We start from the raw sequence: 19,007 nt of genomic DNA on the forward strand, positions 1-19,007 counted from the left end.
GCCGCGCAAGCGGCTGGTACGGCAAGCGCCGCAGCCCTTGGTTGTGCCGTTGTCGATGAATGCGGTGTGGTCGATGGCCTATCTAACACCCAACGAGATCAAGCAGCGGTATTGTTCAATCGAAGCAACCGAGGCCGTTCTTCAAGATTGAAACGGACCGAAGAAATCAGGCAGGTCAGCGCCGTAGCGGGTAAGGAGCATCGCAAGAGCTCGGTTGGATGGACACCGGCATTAGCCACTCACATGATCCGAGCGTCAACGTCCGCAGCTCCGCATACCGCTGACGTCGGCTCGAACCTGGACGAGCTTCCGCAAAGGTCGACCCACTTGCCGGCTGAGACACGGCGCGAATGGCCGTTCCAGTTTGTACCTGCCACAGCCCTCGCAGTACAAGAAAGGCAGCTGTGGATCAACCAACGCCACTACCCAAATCCACAAAGCACAAAAAAGCACGCAACGGCCAACAACCGCCGCGTGCATCACATCAAATCAAGCCACAGTCCCCGGCACCACCTTATCGAGCGTGATCGGCAGATCCCGCACCCGCACGCCCGTCGCGTGATACACCGCGTTGCCGAGCGCGCCCGCCACGCCCGTTATCCCGATCTCGCCGATGCCCCGCGCGCCGTGCGGATTGATATGCGGATCGGGCTGGCCGATGAACGAAATATCCAACATGCCGATATCCGCGTTCACCGGCACGTGATACTCCCCGAGATTCGCGTTGGTGTAGCGCCCGTAGCGCGCATCCAGTTCGCTCTTCTCGAAGAGCGCCGAGCCGACGCCCCACACGATGCCGCCCATCAACTGACTGTGCGCAGTCTTCTCGTTGAACAGCGTGCCGACGTCATACACGCCGACGATGCGCGGCACGCGAACGATCCCGAGATCGGCATCGACGTGGACTTCCGCGAACACCGCGCCGAACGAGTGGAACGCGTACTGCTTTTTCTCGTCGCCGGGTTTCGTCGTCGCGACGGCTTCGATCGGCTTGCCGCCGTTGCGCGCGATGATCGCCGCCGCCGGATCGCGCCTGTCGGGATTCGACACGCTCACGACCCAGCCGTTGCTGACGGTCACGTCCTCGCGCGCGAGTCCGGCGACGGGCGATCCGCGATCCGCGAGCGCCATCGCGATGAGCTGATCGCGCGCCTGCATCGACGCCGCGCGCACCGCCGGCGACACGCTCGCCGCCGATTGCGAGCCGCCCGACACCGGCGCCTTCGGCAACGACGAATCGCCGAGCGCGAAACGCACGTAATCGAGCGGAAAGCCGAGCGCGTCGGCGGCAACCTGCGTCATGATCGTGTACGTGCCCGTGCCGAGATCCTGCGTGCCGGAGGCAACCATCGCGGTGCCGTCGGGCAGGATGCGCGCCACCGCCGACGCCTCGCTGCGGTTCGCCGGATACGTCGCGGTGGCAACGCCCCAGCCGACGAGCATATTGCCCTCGCGCATCGAACGCGGCGCCGCGCTGCGCCGCGCCCAGCCGAACTGCGCCGCGCCGCGCGTGTAGCACTCCATCAGCGCCTTGCTCGACCAGGGCTTCTTCTCCTGCGGCTCCATGGTCGCGTAGTTCTTGAGTCGAAACGCGAGCGGGTCCATCTTCAATTCGTACGCCATTTCGTCCATCGCCGATTCGAGCGCGAACGAGCCGCTCGTCTCGCCGGGCGCGCGCGTGAAGGTCGGCGTGCCGATGTCGAGCTTCACGAGCTTGTGCGAGGTCGACTGATTCGGCACCGCGTAGAGCATCCGCGTGACGATGGCCGAGCTTTCGGTCCAGTCCTCGAACGTCGATGTGGTCGAAATGACGTCGTGACGCATGCCGGTCATGACGCCGTCGTCGCGCGCGCTGACCTGGATGCGCTGCTCGGTGAACGGCCGGTTGCCGATCATGCCGAACATCTGCGGACGTTCGAGCACGAGCTTGACGGGCCGCCCGGTCTGCTTCGACGCCATCGCCGCCAGCACGACATGCGACCACACCGAGCCCTTGCAGCCGAAACCGCCGCCGACGAACGGGCAGATCACGCGCACGTTGTCTTCGGAAATGCCGAAGAACTTCGCCACCGCGCTTTTCGCGCCGGAAACGCCCTGCGTCGCGTCGTAGAGCGTGAGCTTCGGGCCGTCCCAGCGCGCGACCGTCGCGTGCGGCTCCATCGGATTGTGATGCTCGTAGGGCGTCGTGTAGACCGCGTCGAGGCGCGTCGGGCCTTGCCGCAGGCCGGCTTCGACGTCGCCGCGCCGGGTCGTGATCGCACGGCCCATCATCTTTTCCGGCTGATACGCGGAAGCCTTCGCGCGCTGGAAATCGGCGTTCGGCATCGCGGCTTCGTAGCGCACGTCCACGTAACGCGCGGCGCCCTGCGCGTGCTCCAGCGAATCGGCGACGACGACCGCCACCGGCTCGTTGCTGTAACGCACGGCGTCGGTCTGCAGGAGCGTGAGCTTGCGCACGGCGGGCGGCTGCGCGTCGGGGAGGCCGCCGTTGGGCAGACGCATCGCGTTCTGATACGTCATGACGAGCAGCACGCCGGGCATCGACTGCGCGCGGCTCGTGTCGATCGACGCGATGCGCCCGCTCGCGACCGTGCTCGTGACAATCACCGCATGCGCGAGCTTCGCGTCGGTGTTGTCGGCGGAATAGCGCGCCTGGCCGGTGACTTTCAGCACGCCGTCGGTGCGATCGAGCGGTTTTCCGATAAAAGTCATGCGACACCTCCGGCTCGTTGAACGGCGCGCACGATCGCACGCTGCGCGAGCGCGATCTTGAACGCGTTGTCGCGCTGCGGCGTCGCGCCCTGCACGGCGAGCGCGGCGGCGGCTTGCAGCGTCGCCTTGTCGAGCGCTTTGCCGGCGAGCGCCTGTTCGGTCGCGTTCGCGCGCCACGGCTTGTGCGCGACGCCGCCGAGCGCGATGCGCGCGCTTTTGACGGTATTGCCGTCCATCTGCAGCGCCGCCGCCACCGAAACGAGCGCGAACGCATAGCTCGCGCGGTCGCGCACTTTCAGATATTTCGAATGATCCGCGAAGAGCGGCGGCGGCAGATCGACGGACGTGATGAGCTCGCCCGCCTGCAAGGTCGTGTCGAGATCGGGCCTGTCGCCGGGCAGGCGATGAAACTCCGCGAAAGGAATCGTCCGCTCGCCATTCGGGCCGGCGACGCGCACGACGGCATCGAGTGCGGCGAGCGCGACGCTCATGTCGGACGGATTCGTCGCGATGCACTGACGGCTCGCGCCGAGAATCGCGTGCATGCGCGTGTTGCCGTCGATGGCCGCGCAGCCGCTGCCGGGCGCGCGCTTGTTGCATTGAGGAAAGCCGGTGTCGTAGAAATAGGCGCAGCGCGTACGCTGCATCAGGTTGCCGCCGACGGTCGCCATGTTGCGCAGTTGCGCCGACGCCCCCGCGAGCAGCGCCTGCGACAGCAGCGGATAGCGCTCGCGCACCCACGCGTGATTCGCGGCGTCGCTGTTGCGCACGAGCGCGCCGAGCCGCAGGCCGCCGTCGGGCAGCGCGGTGATGCCGTTGAGCGCGTCGATGTGCGTGATATCGACGAGTTTCATCGGCCGCATCACGCCGCCTTTCATGAGATCGAGCAGATTGGTGCCGCCGCCGATGAACATCGCGCCCGGCTGGCTCGCCGCCGAGAGCGCGGAACCGATGTCGGCGGCGCGCTGATAGGAGATCGCGTCCATGTGCGTCTCCTTACGCGTTGCCCGACACGACGGCTTTCACCGCCGCGACGATATTCGGATACGCGCCGCAGCGGCAGATGTTGCCGCTCATGCGCTCGCGGATTTCATCGTCGGAGAGTTGCGCCGGGCGAAAGCGCACGTCGGCGGTGACGGCGCTCGCGTCGCCCTTGCGGTATTCGTCGATGAGCGCCGTCGCCGAGCACAATTGCCCGGGCGTACAGTAGCCGCACTGAAACGCATCCTTCTCGATGAACGCGCGCTGGATCGGCGCGAGCGTGTCGCCGTCGGGCGCGAGGCCTTCGACGGTCGTGACGGATTCGCCGTCGTGCATCACCGCGAGCGTGAGGCACGAATTGATGCGCCGGCCCGACACGATCACCGTGCATGCGCCGCACTGCCCGCGATCGCAGCCTTTCTTCGTGCCGGTGAGGTTCGCGTACTCGCGCAGCGCGTCGAGCAGCGTCGTGCGCGCTTCGACCTGCAATTCGTACGGATGGCCGTTGATGGCGAGCTTCACGGGCATCATCGGCACGGCGGCGGGGGGCGGCGCGACGGCCGGCGTCGCCGCCGTTTGTTGTTGCGCGTGCGCGTGCGGCGCGGCGCTCACGGCGGCGGCCGCCGCGGCCGACTGGAGGAAACGCCGGCGCGACGGTTTTTGCGCCGTATCGCTGACATCGTGGGGACGGGTATCGGCAGGGGACATGGCGATCGGTTCTCCTCGCTCGTTCGGAAGGGCGCCGCGCTGGCTCGAATCTTCGTGGGCTTTTGCTCGCGACCGGCTGCGACGTCGGGTGCGAGCGCCGATGTTCGGGTCCTGTTGCGGTGCTGGAAGGTAAAGGCGCGCGGACGTCGGCGGGCTGTAAGCCGTCCGAACGTTCGCGCACCCGCGATGCGTAGAGCGAGCAAATGCGGTGCCAGACGCGTGCGCGAAGCGATTGCGGCGCGTCGGCGGAAAATCTTCCGGATCGTGACAGGTAAATGCTGCAAAGCCGGTCGATAGGTCGGGCGCGACCTACGCCGTCATTTGACGAGCGCGAGCACGTCCCTGAAGCGCGGATGTCCGAAGCTGCCGAGCCAGCCGAAGATCGCCGTTTCGACGGTCGTGAGCCGGGCGCCATCCTGCCGTGCCCGTTCCAGCGCGACGGCGCGATCGTCCGCGCGGCGCGATGCGACCGCATCCGCGACCAGTTCCACGCGATAGCCGAGCCGCAATAGCCCGAGCACGGTCAGAAGCACGCAAACATGCGCCTCCGCGCCTGCGACCCACACCGTCGCGGGCGCAGGCGGCAGCGCGTCGAGAAAGGCGGGCGCGAGCGTCGCATCGAACGTGTGCTTCTCGATCACCGTCGCGCGCCGGACATCGTCCAGCAGCGCATCCGCGGTGCCGCCGAGCCCTTGCGGATTCTGCTCCGTGACGATCACCGGCAGGTCCAGCAGATTCGCGGCGCGCAGCAGCGTGACGGCGCGCGCCGTCAGCCGCGCGGCGCCATCCAGATGCGGCAGCAGCCGCGCCTGCATGTCGATGACGACGAGCATGCCGCTACGCCTCGCTCTCCATGATCTGATCGATGAGCCGCGCGTTCTCGCCCGCCGAGCCGATGCCCGCGTGCTTGGCCATCGGCACGAAGAAATGCGTGGCGATCGGCAGCTTCGAGCGTTCGAGCCAGTTCGTCAGATGCGCGGCCAGGCGCTTCGCCGGCGTCTTCAGTTCTTCGCGCAGCACGCCGGGCAGCTTTTCGAAATGGCGCATGTCGGTCTGATACGGCTCGGGCGCGACGCACAGCGCGTTCGGCCGGCCATCGACATCGACGGGAAGGCGTTCCAGCGCCTGATGCAGCAGCGCGACGCCCAGTCCCTCGCCGCGCCACGGCTTGCGCACTTCCCACAGGCTGATGTAGATCACGCGATGCGCATTGAACACCTCGCACAGCCTTTCGGGGCCGAGCGCCTCGGTGGCGGCGAGCGCGAGCGAGAGCATTTCGCCCGAGTAGGTGTCGAGCGTGTAGACGAGATCGGCGCTGCTCGTGAGCGGCGGCACCTTGACGAGCTGCAGCCGCACCGCCGCCGCGACGATATCGCTGCCCGCTTCGTGAAACACGGCGAACGCGGTGCCGAGGCGCTCGTCGTCGACTTGCGGATACTCGTGGCGATAGGTCATCGTGAAGAGAAACGGCCCGATCTTCTCGCGATACGCAAGCGGCCGGTCGACGTCGTAATCGTCCGCGCCGTCGAGGCCGTAGGGATCGTAATCGCGCTTCTCGCGGCGCTCGCCGTTTTGCGCGGCCGCGGCGAGCGCCGCAAGCGGGCGGCGCGATTCGGGCACGAGATCTTCCGGCAAGCCTTCCCACGTGAGCCGCAGAAATTCGCGCCCGCCGCGATAGTGCGTCTCGAAGAGCGCCAGCACCTGCTCGCCCGCGACCGGATCGAGAATGCGCTGGGCGCACTCGTAGGCGCGGTCGAGGAGCTGATCCGCTTCGGCGGGATCGGGCGCGAGATGCGGCTCGCCGCCCTGCGGCACGGCGGGCAAGCCTTTTGCGAGACGTTCCTTGTGCGCGAGTTCGAGCCATTCGTCGGCGGCGCGTTCGGCGATGAAACCCGCCGCGATGCGATAACCCGTCAGCACGATCGACTGGCCGGTGCGCCCGAGCGGGAACACGTACGCGTCGTTCATGGCGTCGTCGACGGTCACGCCGCGGAAGGTTTCGCGCGGCGCGCTCACGTTCGCCGCCGTATCGAAGCGATCGTGCGACAGCACGTGGGCGACGAGGTCGGATGCGGCGGGACCGAATTCCGATCCGGCGCCGGGAAGCAGCTTCAGCAGGGACAAGGTACGCGTGGCGCCGGTCGTGCTCGATGTGCTCATGAATGCCATCTCCGATCGTGAAGGGTTATCGTAACAAACCGTCGTACTTACGGGAGAGATCGATGAACGTTCAAAAGGATGATGGACATGCGGCTACGGTTCATGAAGGAGGCTGCGCATGCGGCGCGTTTCGCTTTCGCGCGTCGGGCGAGCCGACGCGCGTCGGAATGTGCCATTGCATGACGTGCCGGCAAGTGCACGGCTCCGCCTTCGGAGCTTATGCGATTTACGCGCGCGGCGACGTGATGATGAGCGGCAGCCTTTCGACGTGGCGCAGTTCCGAGGACGGCCGGCGGCATTTCTGTCCGACGTGCGGCTCGGTCGCGTACATGGAATTCACGACGCGCGACGAAGTGGACCTGCCCATCGGCGCGTTCGACGAAACCGGCCTCTTCGAACCGGACTACGAACTCTGGTGCAAGCATCGCGAGCCATGGCTGCCGCAGGGCGCGCGCCCGGAATACGACGAAGAACGGCAGCACTAGGCCGCCCGAACGCCCGCCGCGCAAAATCCGATCGAGACACACGTTAGAAGACCGGGACAGCTTTTGTCCCGCCGGAACTGCATGCTCTCGTCAACGGTCCGAGCAATTGCATTCGCGCACGGAAAATAAGACGATAAGCGGCGTGCGCCGTGCGAGCTGTCATGAGCGCAGAAAGCGCGGCAGCGGCAGGATCGAGAACCTTTGAATTTCATGGCCAACGAGGAGCATCGATACCATGACGAAGCAACCGGTCAGCGGCAGCGACAAGATTCATCCCGAAGGCGCGACGTGCGTCGGCGACTGCGATCCTTCCGAGCAGATCGAAGTGATCGTGATGCTGCGGCGCAAGGACGAAGCCGGATTCAAGCAGATGATGGCGCGCATCGACGCCGGCGAGGCGCCCGCGCAAGCCGTCTCGCGCGACGAATTCGACAAACGTTTCACCGCATCCGCGGAAGACGTCGAGAAGGTCAAGGCTTTCGCCAAGCAGTACGGCCTCGCGGTCGTGCGCGCCGAAACCGAGACGCGCAGCGTGGTGCTGAAGGGCACCATCGAACAATTCCAGAAAGCTTTCGACGTCAAGCTCGAACGCTTTCAACATCACAACATCGGCGAATATCGCGGCCGCACGGGGCCGGTCAAGGTGCCCGACGAGATGCACGAGGCCGTCACCGCCGTGCTCGGCCTCGACAGCAAGCCGCAGGCGCGTCCGCATTTCCGCTTTCGTCCGCCGTTCAAGCCGGCGCGCGGCGCGGCGCCGGCGTCGTTCACGCCGGTCGATCTCGCGCGCCTCTACGATTTCCCCGATGGCGACGGCGCCGGCCAGTGCATCGCGATCATCGAGCTGGGCGGCGGCTATCGCAACGCCGATCTCTCCGCGTATTTCTCGAAGCTCGGCGTGAAGGCGCCGAAAGTCGTGTCGATCGGCGTCGACAACGCGAAGAACGCGCCCACCGGCAACCCGAACGGACCGGATGGCGAAGTGACGCTCGACATCGAGATCGCGGGCGCCATCGCGCCGGGCGCGAGCATCGCCGTGTACTTCGCGCCGAACAGCGACGCCGGTTTCGTCGATGCCGTCAACCGCGCGCTGCACGACTCGACCCACAAGCCTTCCGTGATCTCGATCAGTTGGGGCGGCCCCGAGGCGAACTGGTCCTCGCAGTCGATCAACGCGTTCAACGACGTGCTGCAAAGCGCGGCGGCGCTCGGCGTGACGGTCTGCGCGGCGTCGGGCGACAGCGGCTCGTCCGACGGCGTCGGCGATGGCGCGGATCACGTCGACTTTCCGGCATCGAGCCCGTATGTGCTCGGCTGCGGCGGCACGAGCCTCACGGCGTCCGGCTCGGGCATCACGAAGGAAGTCGTGTGGAACGACGGCGAACAGGGCGGCGCGGGCGGCGGCGGCGTCTCGGGCGTGTTCGCGTTGCCGGCGTGGCAGGCGGATTTGTCGGTCACGCGCAACGGCCAGGCGACGAAGCTCGCGAAGCGCGGCGTGCCGGACGTGTCCGGCGACGCATCGCCGCAAACCGGCTATGAAGTGCTGATCGACGGCGACGAGACGGTCGTCGGCGGCACGAGCGCGGTCGCGCCGCTGTGGGCCGCGCTGATCGCACGGATCAACGCGATCAACGCGTCGCCTTCGGGCTTCGTGAATCCGAAGCTCTACAAGATGAAGGCCGCGTTCCGCGACATCACGGAAGGCAACAACGGCAGCTTCTCGGCGGCGCAGGGCTGGGACGCGTGCACCGGCATGGGCAGCCCGGACGGCGCGAAGATCGCGGCCGCGCTCAAGCCCGCGAAGCGTTGACGCAGCAATGCAGCAAACCGTAAGACAGTGAACAACAACCATGACGACGATTCTGGAGCGACGACGATGAACTCCGATCCACTGGCAGCGAACGACAAACCTTCCAGCGCGGAAGACACGGCCATGACGGCCGCCGCGAAGAACGCGCCGAAGAAGACCACTTCGGCGAAGAAGGACCAGCCGTACTTCGATCCGGTCGCCTACGGCAACGGCCCCGACGACGCGGTCGCGGCCACGGAAGCCGACGAGAACGCGGCCATCACGCATCACAGCGTGACGATCGGCGGCGCGAAGATCGCCTATACCGCGACGGTCGGCCATCTCGTGACGGTCGATCCGAGCAGTTCGAAGCCGAGCGCGAAGATGTTCTATGTCGCGTTCACGAAGGACGGCGCGAAGGAGGAAGCGCGTCCGCTCACGTTCTTCTACAACGGCGGGCCGGGCTCGTCGTCGGTGTTCGTGCTGCTCGGCTCGTTCGCGCCGCGCCGCATCAAGACGGCGATGCCGAGCTTCACGCCGCCCGCGCCGTATCAGATGGAAGACAATCCGGACAGCCTGCTCGACAAGAGCGACCTGATCTTCATCAATCCGGTCGGCACGGGCTATTCCGCCGCGATCGCGCCGAACAAGAACCGCGATTTCTGGGGCGTCGATGAAGATGCGGCGTCGATCGCGCAGTTCATCAAGCGTTTTCTGACGAAGAACAACCGCTGGAATTCGCCGAAGTTCCTGTTCGGCGAGTCGTACGGCACGGCGCGCAGTTGCGTGCTGGCGTACAAGCTGCACGAGGACGGCATCGACCTGAACGGCGTCACGCTGCAATCGTCGATTCTGGATTACCGGCAGGCGGGCAATCCGGTCGGCGCGCTGCCGACCGCGGCGGCGGACGCGTGGTATCACAAGAAGCTCGGCGTGCATCCGACGCCGACGAATCTGCTGACTTTTGCGGAGGAAGTCGCGGAATTCTCGCGCACGGACTATCTGAACGCGCTGCGCAAGTTTCCGCAAACCGACGACGAAGTGGTCGAGAAGTTGTCCGAATACACGGGCATCGACAAGGCGACGTTGCTTGCGTGGAGTCTCGACATCGCGGCGTACGACAGCCGGGGCAATTCGCTGTTTCTCACGACGCTGTTGAAATCGAAGGGCGAGTCGCTCGGTTCGTACGATGGTCGCGTGACGGCGATCTCGACGGGCATCGCCGGCAAGATCGACCCGAATTCGGGTGGCAACGACCCGACGATGACGGCGGTGAGCGGCGTCTACACGACGATGTGGAACAGCTATCTGAACGAGCAGTTGAAGTTCACGTCGACGTCATCGTTCACCGACCTGAACGACCAGGCGTTCCTCAACTGGGACTTCAAGCACACCGATCCGACGGGCGCGCAGAAGGGCGTGGATGCGAAGGGCAACATCGTGCTCTACACGGCGGGCGATCTTGCGGCGGTGATGGCGCTGAACGTCGATCTGAAGGTGCTGTCGGCGAACGGAATGTATGACTTCGTGACGCCGTTCTACCAGACGATCATCGATTTGCAGCAGATGCCGCTGATCGACAAGACGGTGCGGCAGAATTTGTCGGCGACGTTCTATCCGTCGGGGCATATGGTTTATCTCGACGGCGGGTCGAGAACGCAACTCAAGGCCGATCTCGCGAAGATGTACGACGCGGCGACGGCGAATCATGCGGCGATGGGGCGGATCATTGCTTTGCAGAAAGTTACTGCGGATAAGTTGGGGGCGTTATCGCCGGTGGGTTGATGCGCGTGGGCGGGCTTTGGGGTGGGCCCGCCGTTTTGGTTTTTTTTTCGCTGGATCCCGTTTTGCTTTTTGTCTTTTAGCGTTGCCCCTGTGCGGGGCGGCAGTCGCTTTCTTTGCTGCTGCAATGAAGGCAGCTTTTTTCTCGCGCGGCGCGGGGGCGTTCTGAGGCTTCGAGGGTTTGAGTGAAACTTGCTTTCGCGTCGGTCTATTAGTGTTGCCCCTGTGCGGGGCGGCAGTCACTTTCTTTGCTGCTGCAAAGAAAGTAACCAAAGAAACAGCTATCCCCATCCAAAGTACTTCACACCGGCCGCGGCACAGGCGATTGGCTGAATGGAACCCAGAGTAGCGAGTGCCCTCACAAGCAGAACACGGCTTGGCTCGCGCACGGTCTGACGCATCGCACCACACAACAGATTGGTTCAGCGCGAAATGGCGCCGGCCCGCTACGCGGCCGATGGGTCAATCGGGGCGGGGGCTGCGTGCGCTTCTTTCTCGATGGTTTCCCTCGCATACCCAACGGCAGCGCGCAGCGCTGTGCCGGAGCTATTTCGTGCTGAACCAGCGCCCTAAAACACGCGGTACGGCAGACCGTGCGCGATCCAAGCCCGGTGATTGTGATGAGGGCACTCTTTAGGCGAGTGCCAACTTGAGGGAGAAAAGTGGCCAAGTTGCGTGTGACCGCGGGCCTGAGAAGCTGCTTTCTTTGGTTACTTTCTTTGCAGCAGCAAAGAAAGTGACTGCCGCCCCGCACAGGGGCAACGCCAATAGACCGACGCGAAAGCAAGTTTCACTCAAACCCTCGAAGCCTCAGAACGCCCCCGCGCCGCGCGCGATAAAAGCTGCCTTTATTGCAGCAGCAACGAAAGCGACTGCCGCCCCGCACAGGGGCAACGCTAATAGACCGACGCGAACACGGGATCCGGCGAAAACCCTCGAAGCCTCAAAAAGCCCCCGCGCCACGCGCGATAAAAACTGCCTGCATTGCAGCAGCAAAGAAAGTGACTGCCGCCCCGCACAGGGGCAGTGCTAATAAACCGACGCGAAAGCAAGTTTCACTCAAACCCTCGAAGCCTCAGAACGCCCCCGCGCCGCGCGCGATAAAAGCTGCCTGCATTGCAGCAGCAAAGAAAGCGACTGCCGCCCCGCACAGGGGCAACGCGAATAGACAAAAAGCAAAACGGGATCCGACGAAAACAAACCCCCCACTAGGAACACCACTTGCGAGCGAGTGAGCGCAAAACCTCACTCACAAAACCTCCCGAGGAGTTCCCCCAATGGCAACAACGAAACCGAACCAGCCGCCCGCCAGCGGCGGCACCGCCCGCACGCCATCGCAGAGCAACACCAACGATAAACTCGACGCCCTCGAAACCTTTCGCACCGACGCCACGAACCAGGCGCTGACGACGAATCAGGGCGTCAAAATCGCCGATAACCAGAACACGCTGCGCGCAGGCGAACGCGGCCCGTCGCTGCTCGAAGACTTCATCATGCGTGAAAAAATCACGCACTTCGACCACGAACGGATTCCCGAACGCATCGTCCATGCGCGCGGGTCTGCCGCACATGGCGTTTTCAAGGCGTACGAATCGCAAGCCGAACTCACCAAGGCCGCGTTTCTGCAAGACCCGTCGAAGGAAACCCCTGTCTACGTGCGTTTCTCCACCGTGCAAGGCTCGCGCGGCTCCGCCGATACCGTGCGCGACGTGCGCGGCTTCGCCGTCAAGTTCTATACCGACGAAGGCAACTTCGATCTCGTCGGCAACAACATGCCGGTGTTCTTCATTCAGGACGCAATCAAGTTTCCCGACTTCGTCCACGCAGTCAAACCCGAGCCGCACAACGAAATGCCGCAAGGCGGGTCCGCGCACGACACCTTCTGGGATTTCGTGTCGCTCGTGCCGGAATCCGCGCACATGGTGCTCTGGACGATGTCCGACCGCGCGATTCCCCGCAGTCTGCGCACGATGGAAGGCTTCGGCATCCATACGTTCCGCTTCGTCAACGCGCAAGGAAAAGGCCGTTTCGTGAAGTTCCACTGGCGTCCGACGATCGGCTCGGCGTCCCTGCTGTGGGACGAAGCGCAGAAGCTCGCGGGCAAGGACCCGGACTTCCATCGGCGGGATCTGTGGGAAGCGATCGACAACGGCGATTATCCCGAGTGGGAACTGGGCGTGCAGATCGTCGAGGAAGAGGACGAGCACACGTTCGACTTCGATCTGCTCGATCCCACCAAGATCATTCCCGAAGAGCTCGTGCCGCTCAAGATGATCGGCAAGCTCACGCTGAATCGCAATCCGGACAACTTCTTCGCCGAAACGGAGCAGGTCGCGTTCTGTCCTGGGCATATCGTGCCGGGCATCGACTTCACGAACGATCCGCTGCTGCAAGGGCGTCTTTTCTCCTACACCGACACGCAGATCAGCCGGCTCGGCGGCCCGAACTTCCACGAGATTCCGATCAACCGGCCGCTCGCGCCGCTGCATAACGGTCAGCGCGACGCGATGCATCGCCAGACGATCGACAAAGGGCAGGCGTCCTACGAACCGAATTCGATCGACGGCGGATGGCCGAAGGAAACCGCGCCGGCCGCGGCGGGCGGCGGCTTCGAGAGTTATACGGAACGCGTCGAAGGATCGAAGATTCGCGTGCGCAGTCCGTCGTTCAAGGATCACTACTCGCAGGCGACGCTCTTCTGGAACAGCATGACCGATCCCGAAAAGGATCACATCGTCGGCGCCTATTCGTTCGAACTGTCGAAGGTCGAGCGCAAGCCCATCCGCGAGCGCCAACTCGGCATCCTCGCGAATATCGACGGAACGCTCGCCGCGCGCGTCGCCGGCAATCTCGGCCTGCCCGCGCCGAAGCCAAACGCAAACGCCGACGAACTCGGCAAATCGTCGGTGACCGAATCGCCGGCGTTGTCGATCGTCGCGAAGACGAAGCCTTCGGTCAAGACGCGCAAGGTCGCCATTCTCGCCGCGCCGGGCGCCGACGCCGCAAGCATCAAGGCCGTGCAGGACGCGCTGAAGGCCGAAGGCGCGCACGCGAAGGTCATCTCGCCGACGCTCGGCTCGCCGGCGCAGGGCATCGAGGCCGACGCGACCATTCTCGGCATGCCGTCCATCATGTTCGACGGCGTGATCGTCGCGGGCGGCAAGGACAGCGCGAACACGCTGTCGCAATCCGGCGACGCCCGTCATTTCGTGCTCGAAGCGTTCAAGCATCTGAAGGCGATCGGCGCGATCGGCGACGGGGAAGACGTGCTCGCGGCCGCGCATCTGCCGAACGGCGAGGAAGGCATCGCGGTCGGCAGCGACGTCAAGCAGGTGCTGAAGAGCTTCATCGAAGCGATGAGCAAGCATCGCGTCTGGTCGCGCGCGCAAAAGGCGGAGTCGGTTCCGGCCTGATTCCCGCCGTGCGCACGGTCGCGTTTCGGCGGCTGCAACGGAACGTGCGAATGTGGCGCAGGCCGGCGATATACGCGCCGCGGGCTTTTTGAGAAACTAGCCGCACCGCTTATTCCAGGGGTGCGGCGTGTTCCTTCATGCCAGATTTCGCGGCGCCATCTTCATCCTGACAGCCGTGCTGTGCGCGATGACGGCCACGGCGGCCGCGAAAGAGCGCATCGTCGTCGGCGTGGCGCCGGGCGTCGCGCCGCCGCTCGACATGGCCTACCCGCGCGCGGCCGAACCGCGCGGCATTTCCGTCGACTACGCGAACGCCGTCGCCGGCGCGCTCGACGCCGACGTGCAATGGCGTCAGTATCCGAGCCGCGCCGCGATGGTCTCGGCGCTCACGCGCGGCGAAATCGACATGGCGACGGGCGCGACCGGCGAGGACGGCGGCGCGCCGCTCGCGTACAGCCGTCCGTATCTTCCGCTCAAGCAGGTCTCCGTCGAGCCGATCGAGAAACGCCCGCCGACGCACCGGCTCGCCTACGTGAACGCGCAGACCTCGCCCGCGCGCCTGCGGGCCGCTTATCCTTCGATGACGCCCGTCGCCTATCCCGACCTGATCGGCGCGCTGCTCGCCGTATCGTTCGGCAATGCGGACGCGTTTGTCGGCGACATGACCGCCTCCGCCTACGTGCTCAGGCATTTCAAGCTGCCGAATCTGACCGTCACCGGCCTCGCCACTTTCGACGAAGACGGCTACCGCTTCGCGTTCGCGCCGGATCGCGCGGAGGCGGACCCGTTGCGGCGCCGCGTCGATGACGCGCTCGCCGCTTTGCCGCCGGCGTTCGTGCTGCTGGAACATGCGCGCTGGAATCCGAGCGTGACCGTGGTCACGCGGCATAAGCCGATCGAGCTGTCCGCGGAAGAAATTGCGTGGGTGCGGGCGCATCCCGTGGTGCACTATTCGATGCTCGCGCAAGCGGCGCCCACCGCATTTCGCGACTCGCAAGGTCATCCGGCGGGCATCGTCGTCGATCTTCTCGATGCGATCGCGCGCGTCACGGGGCTGCGTTTCGAAGCCCGCGTGCGCGACTCGTCGAAGCAGCTCGCGGCCGATCTGAAAAGCGGCGCATCCGCCATCGTGCCGTATGGCGTCGCCGATGCAACCGGCGGCATGGCCGACGCGGTACCCTCCGTGCCGACCGACGAGGGCCTCGTCGCGATCGTGACGGCGGCGGGCCAGCCGCCGCTGCGCGACGCAGCCGCGCTCGCGGGCAAGCGGGTCGCGATTCCGGTCTCTTCGCCGCTGCAATCGCTCATGCGGCGGTACGCTCCGGATGCGCGCATCGTCTACACGTCGCAGCGCGAAGGGCAGCTTCGCGCCGTCGCGAAAGGCGAAGCCGACGCCACCGTCGCCGATCTGACTTTCGCGAACTATACGGTGGGCAATCCCTACCGCGGCCGGCTCGTCGTGAGCGGCGTGCTCTCGACGCAGCCCGTGCCGTACGCGCTGTCCGTCTCGGCGAGCGAGCCGGTTCTGCTCGGCATCATCAATCGCGCGATTTCCAGCCTGCCGCTTCCGCAACTCGAGTCGATTCGCGCACGCTGGTCGCTCGCCGAGCATCCCGAGGTTTTGTGGGAGCGCCGCCGTCCGCAAGTCGAGCTCGGCGCGCTGCTGGGCGTCGTGCTCTTGCTCGTGCTCGCGGGCTGGGCGCTGACGCTGCGCGCGCAGATCGCGCGCCGGATCGCCGCCGAAAATGCGATGCGCGCCGCCAAGGAAGAAGCCGAAATGGCGAACCGCGCGAAGTCCACCTTCCTCGCGACGATGAGCCACGAAATCCGCACGCCGATGAACGCCGTGCTCGGCGTGCTCGAAATGGAGTTGCGCGCACCCGGCGAGCGCGCCGCGACCGAGCGCGCGCTGTCGATTGCGCATCACGCCGCGCACGACCTGCTCGGCTTGATCGACGATTTGCTGGATGTGGCGAAGATCGAGGCCGAACGCCTCGTGCTCGCGCCCGCGCCGCTCGAAATCGAGGCATGGGTCGCGGGCGTCGCCGCGATTTATGAGCCGGCCGCGCGCGCGAAGGGCATCGCGCTGCTCGTGAAGCGTCTGTCCGATAGCGGCCCGGTCTGGATCCTCGCCGATGGCCAGCGTCTGCGGCAGATCGTCGGCAATCTGCTCTCGAACGCGATCAAGTTCACCGATACCGGCGCGGTCACGCTCGAATTCGCCGCCGAGCCGGCGCAAGACGGCAAGCGCGCGGTGACGCTCGCGGTCGCCGACACCGGCATCGGCATCGCGCCCGACAAGCAGGCGATGCTTTTCACGCCGTTCGTGCAGGCCCACGACGGCCGCGCGCGCAGCTTCGGCGGAACCGGACTCGGACTCACCATCAGCAAGCGGCTCGTCACGATGATGGGCGGCGTGATCGAGCTCTCGAGCGAGCCGGGGCGCGGCACCCGCTTCACGGCGCGGCTCGATTTTCCCGAGGCGCAGGCGGTCGCGTCCGCCGTCGACACGCCGCCGGTCCCGGCGGGCGCAGTGGACGAATCGCTGGCGGGATTGCGGGTGCTCGTCGTCGACGATCATCCGGCCAACCGCATCGTGCTCGACGGGCAGATCGGGCTGCTCGGCGGCGTCGCGCAACTGGCCGTCGACGGCAGTCGCGCGCTCGCACGCTGGCGCGCCGAGCCGCACGCGTTCGACGTGATTCTCACCGATTGCTCGATGCCGCACATGAGCGGCGAGGAACTGGCGCGCACGATCCGCGACGACGAAGCGAAGGATCCGTCCAGACCGCGCGCCGTGCCGATCGTCGGCCTGACGGCGAATGCGCAGCCCGACGCCGCGATGCGCGCGATCGCTTCGGGCATGACCGCGTGTCTCGTGAAGCCGCTCGGCCTCGACGATCTGCGCGAGGCTTTGCTTGCCGCGACGCGCGATGGCCGCGTGTCCACGGCGGCGCCGGCACCGCGAACGCCCGGGCCCGATCCGGACACGCCGGTATTCGAACGCGCTTCGCTTGCCGGTTTCGGCGATCAGGCTGGCATGCTCGTCGACACGCTGAAGGCCGCCAACGCGCAGGATCTCGCCGACGCGCACGCCGCGTTCGACGACTGCGACCACGCGCGCCTGCGCGATATCGCGCATCGCATGAAGGGCGCGGCGGCGGTCATCAAGGCGGCGCCTTTCATGCGCGCGTGCGTCGCGCTGCAGCGCGATTGCGAAATCGCGGTCGCCGAGGATCGCAACGGCGAGGACGATGCGCCCATCGCGGCGTCGTTCGCGGCGTTCGTCGCAGAGGCCGGAGCGCTCGACGCGGCGCTCGCCGGCCCGCTCGCGTGCGCGTCGCCCGCATCCGGCTCATCGGCATGACGCGCTCCGAGGCGCGCCCGCAACGCTTCGCGTGCAACGCGCGTTTCGTGTGTTTTAATTGAACCTCCGATCATCTCAAAAAAACGCGCGGCGATTCGCGGCCGCGATGGATGGCGCACAGAGGCATGAGTCGAAGGGACAACCGGTTCACCGAGAAAACGAGGCCAGGCGCGGGCCGTACACGCCGGACCACGCGCGCCATGCTGGCGTGCTGCTGCGCGATGTTCGCGCTGATGCCCGGCACGCCGCGCGCCCAGCGCGCCGAATGGCTCGACGCGCGCGTCACGCAGGCGAGCATCGTCGATACGATCTGCGTGCCCGGTTACGTCGATCGCGTGCTGCCGTCGTTCGAGGTTCAGATGCGCCAGAAAGAGCGGCTGCTGAAGCAGCGCAGCATCGATGCGTCGTTCGCGTCGGAATATGCGCTCGATCACCGCATGCCGGTGCTGCTCGGCGGTTCGCCCAATTCGGCAGCGAATCTCGATCTGCGCCGCTGGGAAGGGCGCGCGGGGCAGCGGCGCAAGGAACGGCTCGCGGTCTATCTGAAGCGCTGCGTCTGCACCGGCGACATCACGCTGAAAGACGCGCAGTCCGCGATGGCGGGCGACTGGCCCAATCGCTATCCGAATCTTTCCAGCATGACCTGCAACGGCTACTGACGATTGGTTCCACGCATCCGTCCGATTTAGAACATCTATTGAAAAAGACGGAATGTCGCAGCACGCGAATGGTCTACGGGATTAGCATGGAGCCATCTCGAAATTAGCCGTGGAGTCGCCAAATGATGTTCGCCTATGTGTCCCTTTTCGTCGTCGGCACGCTTGCGGCGCGCGTGATGTTGAAGCAGCGTCCGCAGCCCGCGCCCGTGCGCGCGAGGAGGTGATGACGATGAACCTGCTTGTCTGGAACCTTCCGCAGCGCTGTGCCGCGCGCGATGTGCGGCGCTTTCTGGAACACGAGCTCGGCGATTATGCGAGCGATATCGAAGTTCACGGCGCGGGCACCGCGCACGCCTACGCGACCGCCAGGCTCGCGACCGAAGTGCCTTACATCGGTGAGGCGATCGCGCAGAAGCTGTGTCATCAGCGCTTGCTCGACGAACCGTTGCGCGCCAGGGCATCGGCCTCCGGCGACGCGTCCATCCGTCTGCACTGACTGCTTGGGCATCGGCGCCGCATGTCGCGCGCGTTGTCCGGAATGAACTTTGCTGATTCTCCTCTGACGAACGTTATGTAGCGGCGAAGCCGGTGCCTCGTGCGCACCGGCTTTTTTGTCGATGCGCGCAGTTGGCGCGCACGCCGCTCGTTGGCAGAACGCAAAGCGGATCATTCATATCGATGCAGCAGGCAGCAAAGAACAAGACGCCATTCGGCGCAAGAATTTTCGTGGGCACGGCGGCGGGCGCGCTCGTTTCGATGGCGACAGCGGTGTATGCGCAGCCTCAGGCCGCGCCGGGCGCATCGGGGGCGGTCGCGCAGGGTCGCGTGACGGCGATGCCCGCGCCACCCGCACCGCCGGGCGCGAGCATTCCGAACGGCGCGAGCGCGCCCGAGCGCGCGCTGCCCGCGATGCCCGTGCCGATGCCGGCGCAACCGTCCGCGCAGGCGTCG

11 protein-coding genes and 2 pseudogenes are annotated in these 19,007 nt (G+C 65.7%); 8 read left to right on the plus strand and 5 right to left on the minus strand.

Annotated features, from left to right (window positions below):
* Nucleotides 1-489: 489 nt before the first annotated feature.
* The 5 genes from NOV72_RS31130 to NOV72_RS31150 all read right to left on the minus strand — a co-directional run bounded on the left by NOV72_RS31130 (nucleotide 490) and on the right by NOV72_RS31150 (nucleotide 6,561).
* A complete protein-coding gene (locus NOV72_RS31130; RefSeq protein WP_106858353.1) occupies nucleotides 490-2,712 on the minus strand; it encodes a xanthine dehydrogenase family protein molybdopterin-binding subunit in 2,223 nt (740 codons plus the stop codon).
* Nucleotides 2,709-3,698 (minus strand): FAD binding domain-containing protein, encoded by a 990-nt coding sequence (locus tag NOV72_RS31135; protein ID WP_106858354.1) that lies wholly within the window; start codon nucleotides 3,696-3,698, stop codon nucleotides 2,709-2,711. Before NOV72_RS31135 ends, NOV72_RS31130 begins: the two co-directional genes overlap by 4 nt.
* Nucleotides 3,699-3,708: 10 nt before the next feature.
* A complete protein-coding gene (locus NOV72_RS31140; protein ID WP_106858355.1) occupies nucleotides 3,709-4,401 on the minus strand; it encodes a 2Fe-2S iron-sulfur cluster-binding protein in 693 nt (230 codons plus the stop codon).
* A 317-nt stretch (nucleotides 4,402-4,718) separates the two neighbouring features.
* Entirely contained in the window at nucleotides 4,719-5,234 is a 516-nt protein-coding gene (locus NOV72_RS31145) for an isochorismatase family protein (RefSeq protein WP_106858356.1), read from the minus strand.
* 4 nt (nucleotides 5,235-5,238) lie between these two features.
* Nucleotides 5,239-6,561, minus strand: a complete 1,323-nt coding sequence (locus NOV72_RS31150) for an inositol monophosphatase (RefSeq protein ID WP_106858364.1) — start codon at nucleotides 6,559-6,561, stop codon at nucleotides 5,239-5,241.
* Nucleotides 6,562-6,623: 62 nt separating this feature from the next.
* Between NOV72_RS31150 and NOV72_RS31155 the strand changes: the two genes are divergently transcribed.
* From NOV72_RS31155 to NOV72_RS31200, 8 genes and pseudogenes are all read left to right on the plus strand, one after another.
* Complete coding sequence (locus tag NOV72_RS31155) at nucleotides 6,624-7,046, plus strand: GFA family protein (RefSeq protein WP_106858357.1); 423 nt, start codon at nucleotides 6,624-6,626, stop codon at nucleotides 7,044-7,046.
* Nucleotides 7,047-7,281: 235 nt separating this feature from the next.
* Complete coding sequence (locus NOV72_RS31160; RefSeq protein WP_106858358.1) at nucleotides 7,282-8,856, plus strand: S53 family peptidase; 1,575 nt, start codon at nucleotides 7,282-7,284, stop codon at nucleotides 8,854-8,856.
* A gap of 123 nt (nucleotides 8,857-8,979) precedes the next feature.
* On the plus strand, nucleotides 8,980-10,620 hold the full coding sequence (locus NOV72_RS31165) for a S10 family peptidase (protein WP_245933229.1): 1,641 nt from the start codon (nucleotides 8,980-8,982) through the stop codon (nucleotides 10,618-10,620).
* A 1,262-nt stretch (nucleotides 10,621-11,882) separates the two neighbouring features.
* Nucleotides 11,883-14,030 (plus strand): annotated as a pseudogene (katE, locus tag NOV72_RS31180) (catalase HPII); the annotation flags it as partial.
* A 127-nt stretch (nucleotides 14,031-14,157) separates the two neighbouring features.
* Nucleotides 14,158-17,397 (plus strand): ATP-binding protein, encoded by a 3,240-nt coding sequence (locus tag NOV72_RS31185; RefSeq protein WP_245933227.1) that lies wholly within the window; start codon nucleotides 14,158-14,160, stop codon nucleotides 17,395-17,397.
* Between the two features lie 200 nt (nucleotides 17,398-17,597).
* Nucleotides 17,598-18,056 (plus strand): hypothetical protein, encoded by a 459-nt coding sequence (locus tag NOV72_RS31190; RefSeq protein ID WP_245933228.1) that lies wholly within the window; start codon nucleotides 17,598-17,600, stop codon nucleotides 18,054-18,056.
* Nucleotides 18,057-18,285: 229 nt separating this feature from the next.
* Complete coding sequence (locus NOV72_RS31195) at nucleotides 18,286-18,552, plus strand: hypothetical protein (protein WP_106858366.1); 267 nt, start codon at nucleotides 18,286-18,288, stop codon at nucleotides 18,550-18,552.
* Nucleotides 18,553-18,734: 182 nt separating this feature from the next.
* A pseudogene (locus tag NOV72_RS31200) lies at nucleotides 18,735-19,007 on the plus strand (hypothetical protein); the annotation flags it as partial.

Origin of the sequence: Caballeronia novacaledonica, assembly GCF_900258035.1 — a bacterium.
Lineage (GTDB): Bacteria > Pseudomonadota > Gammaproteobacteria > Burkholderiales > Burkholderiaceae > Caballeronia > Caballeronia novacaledonica.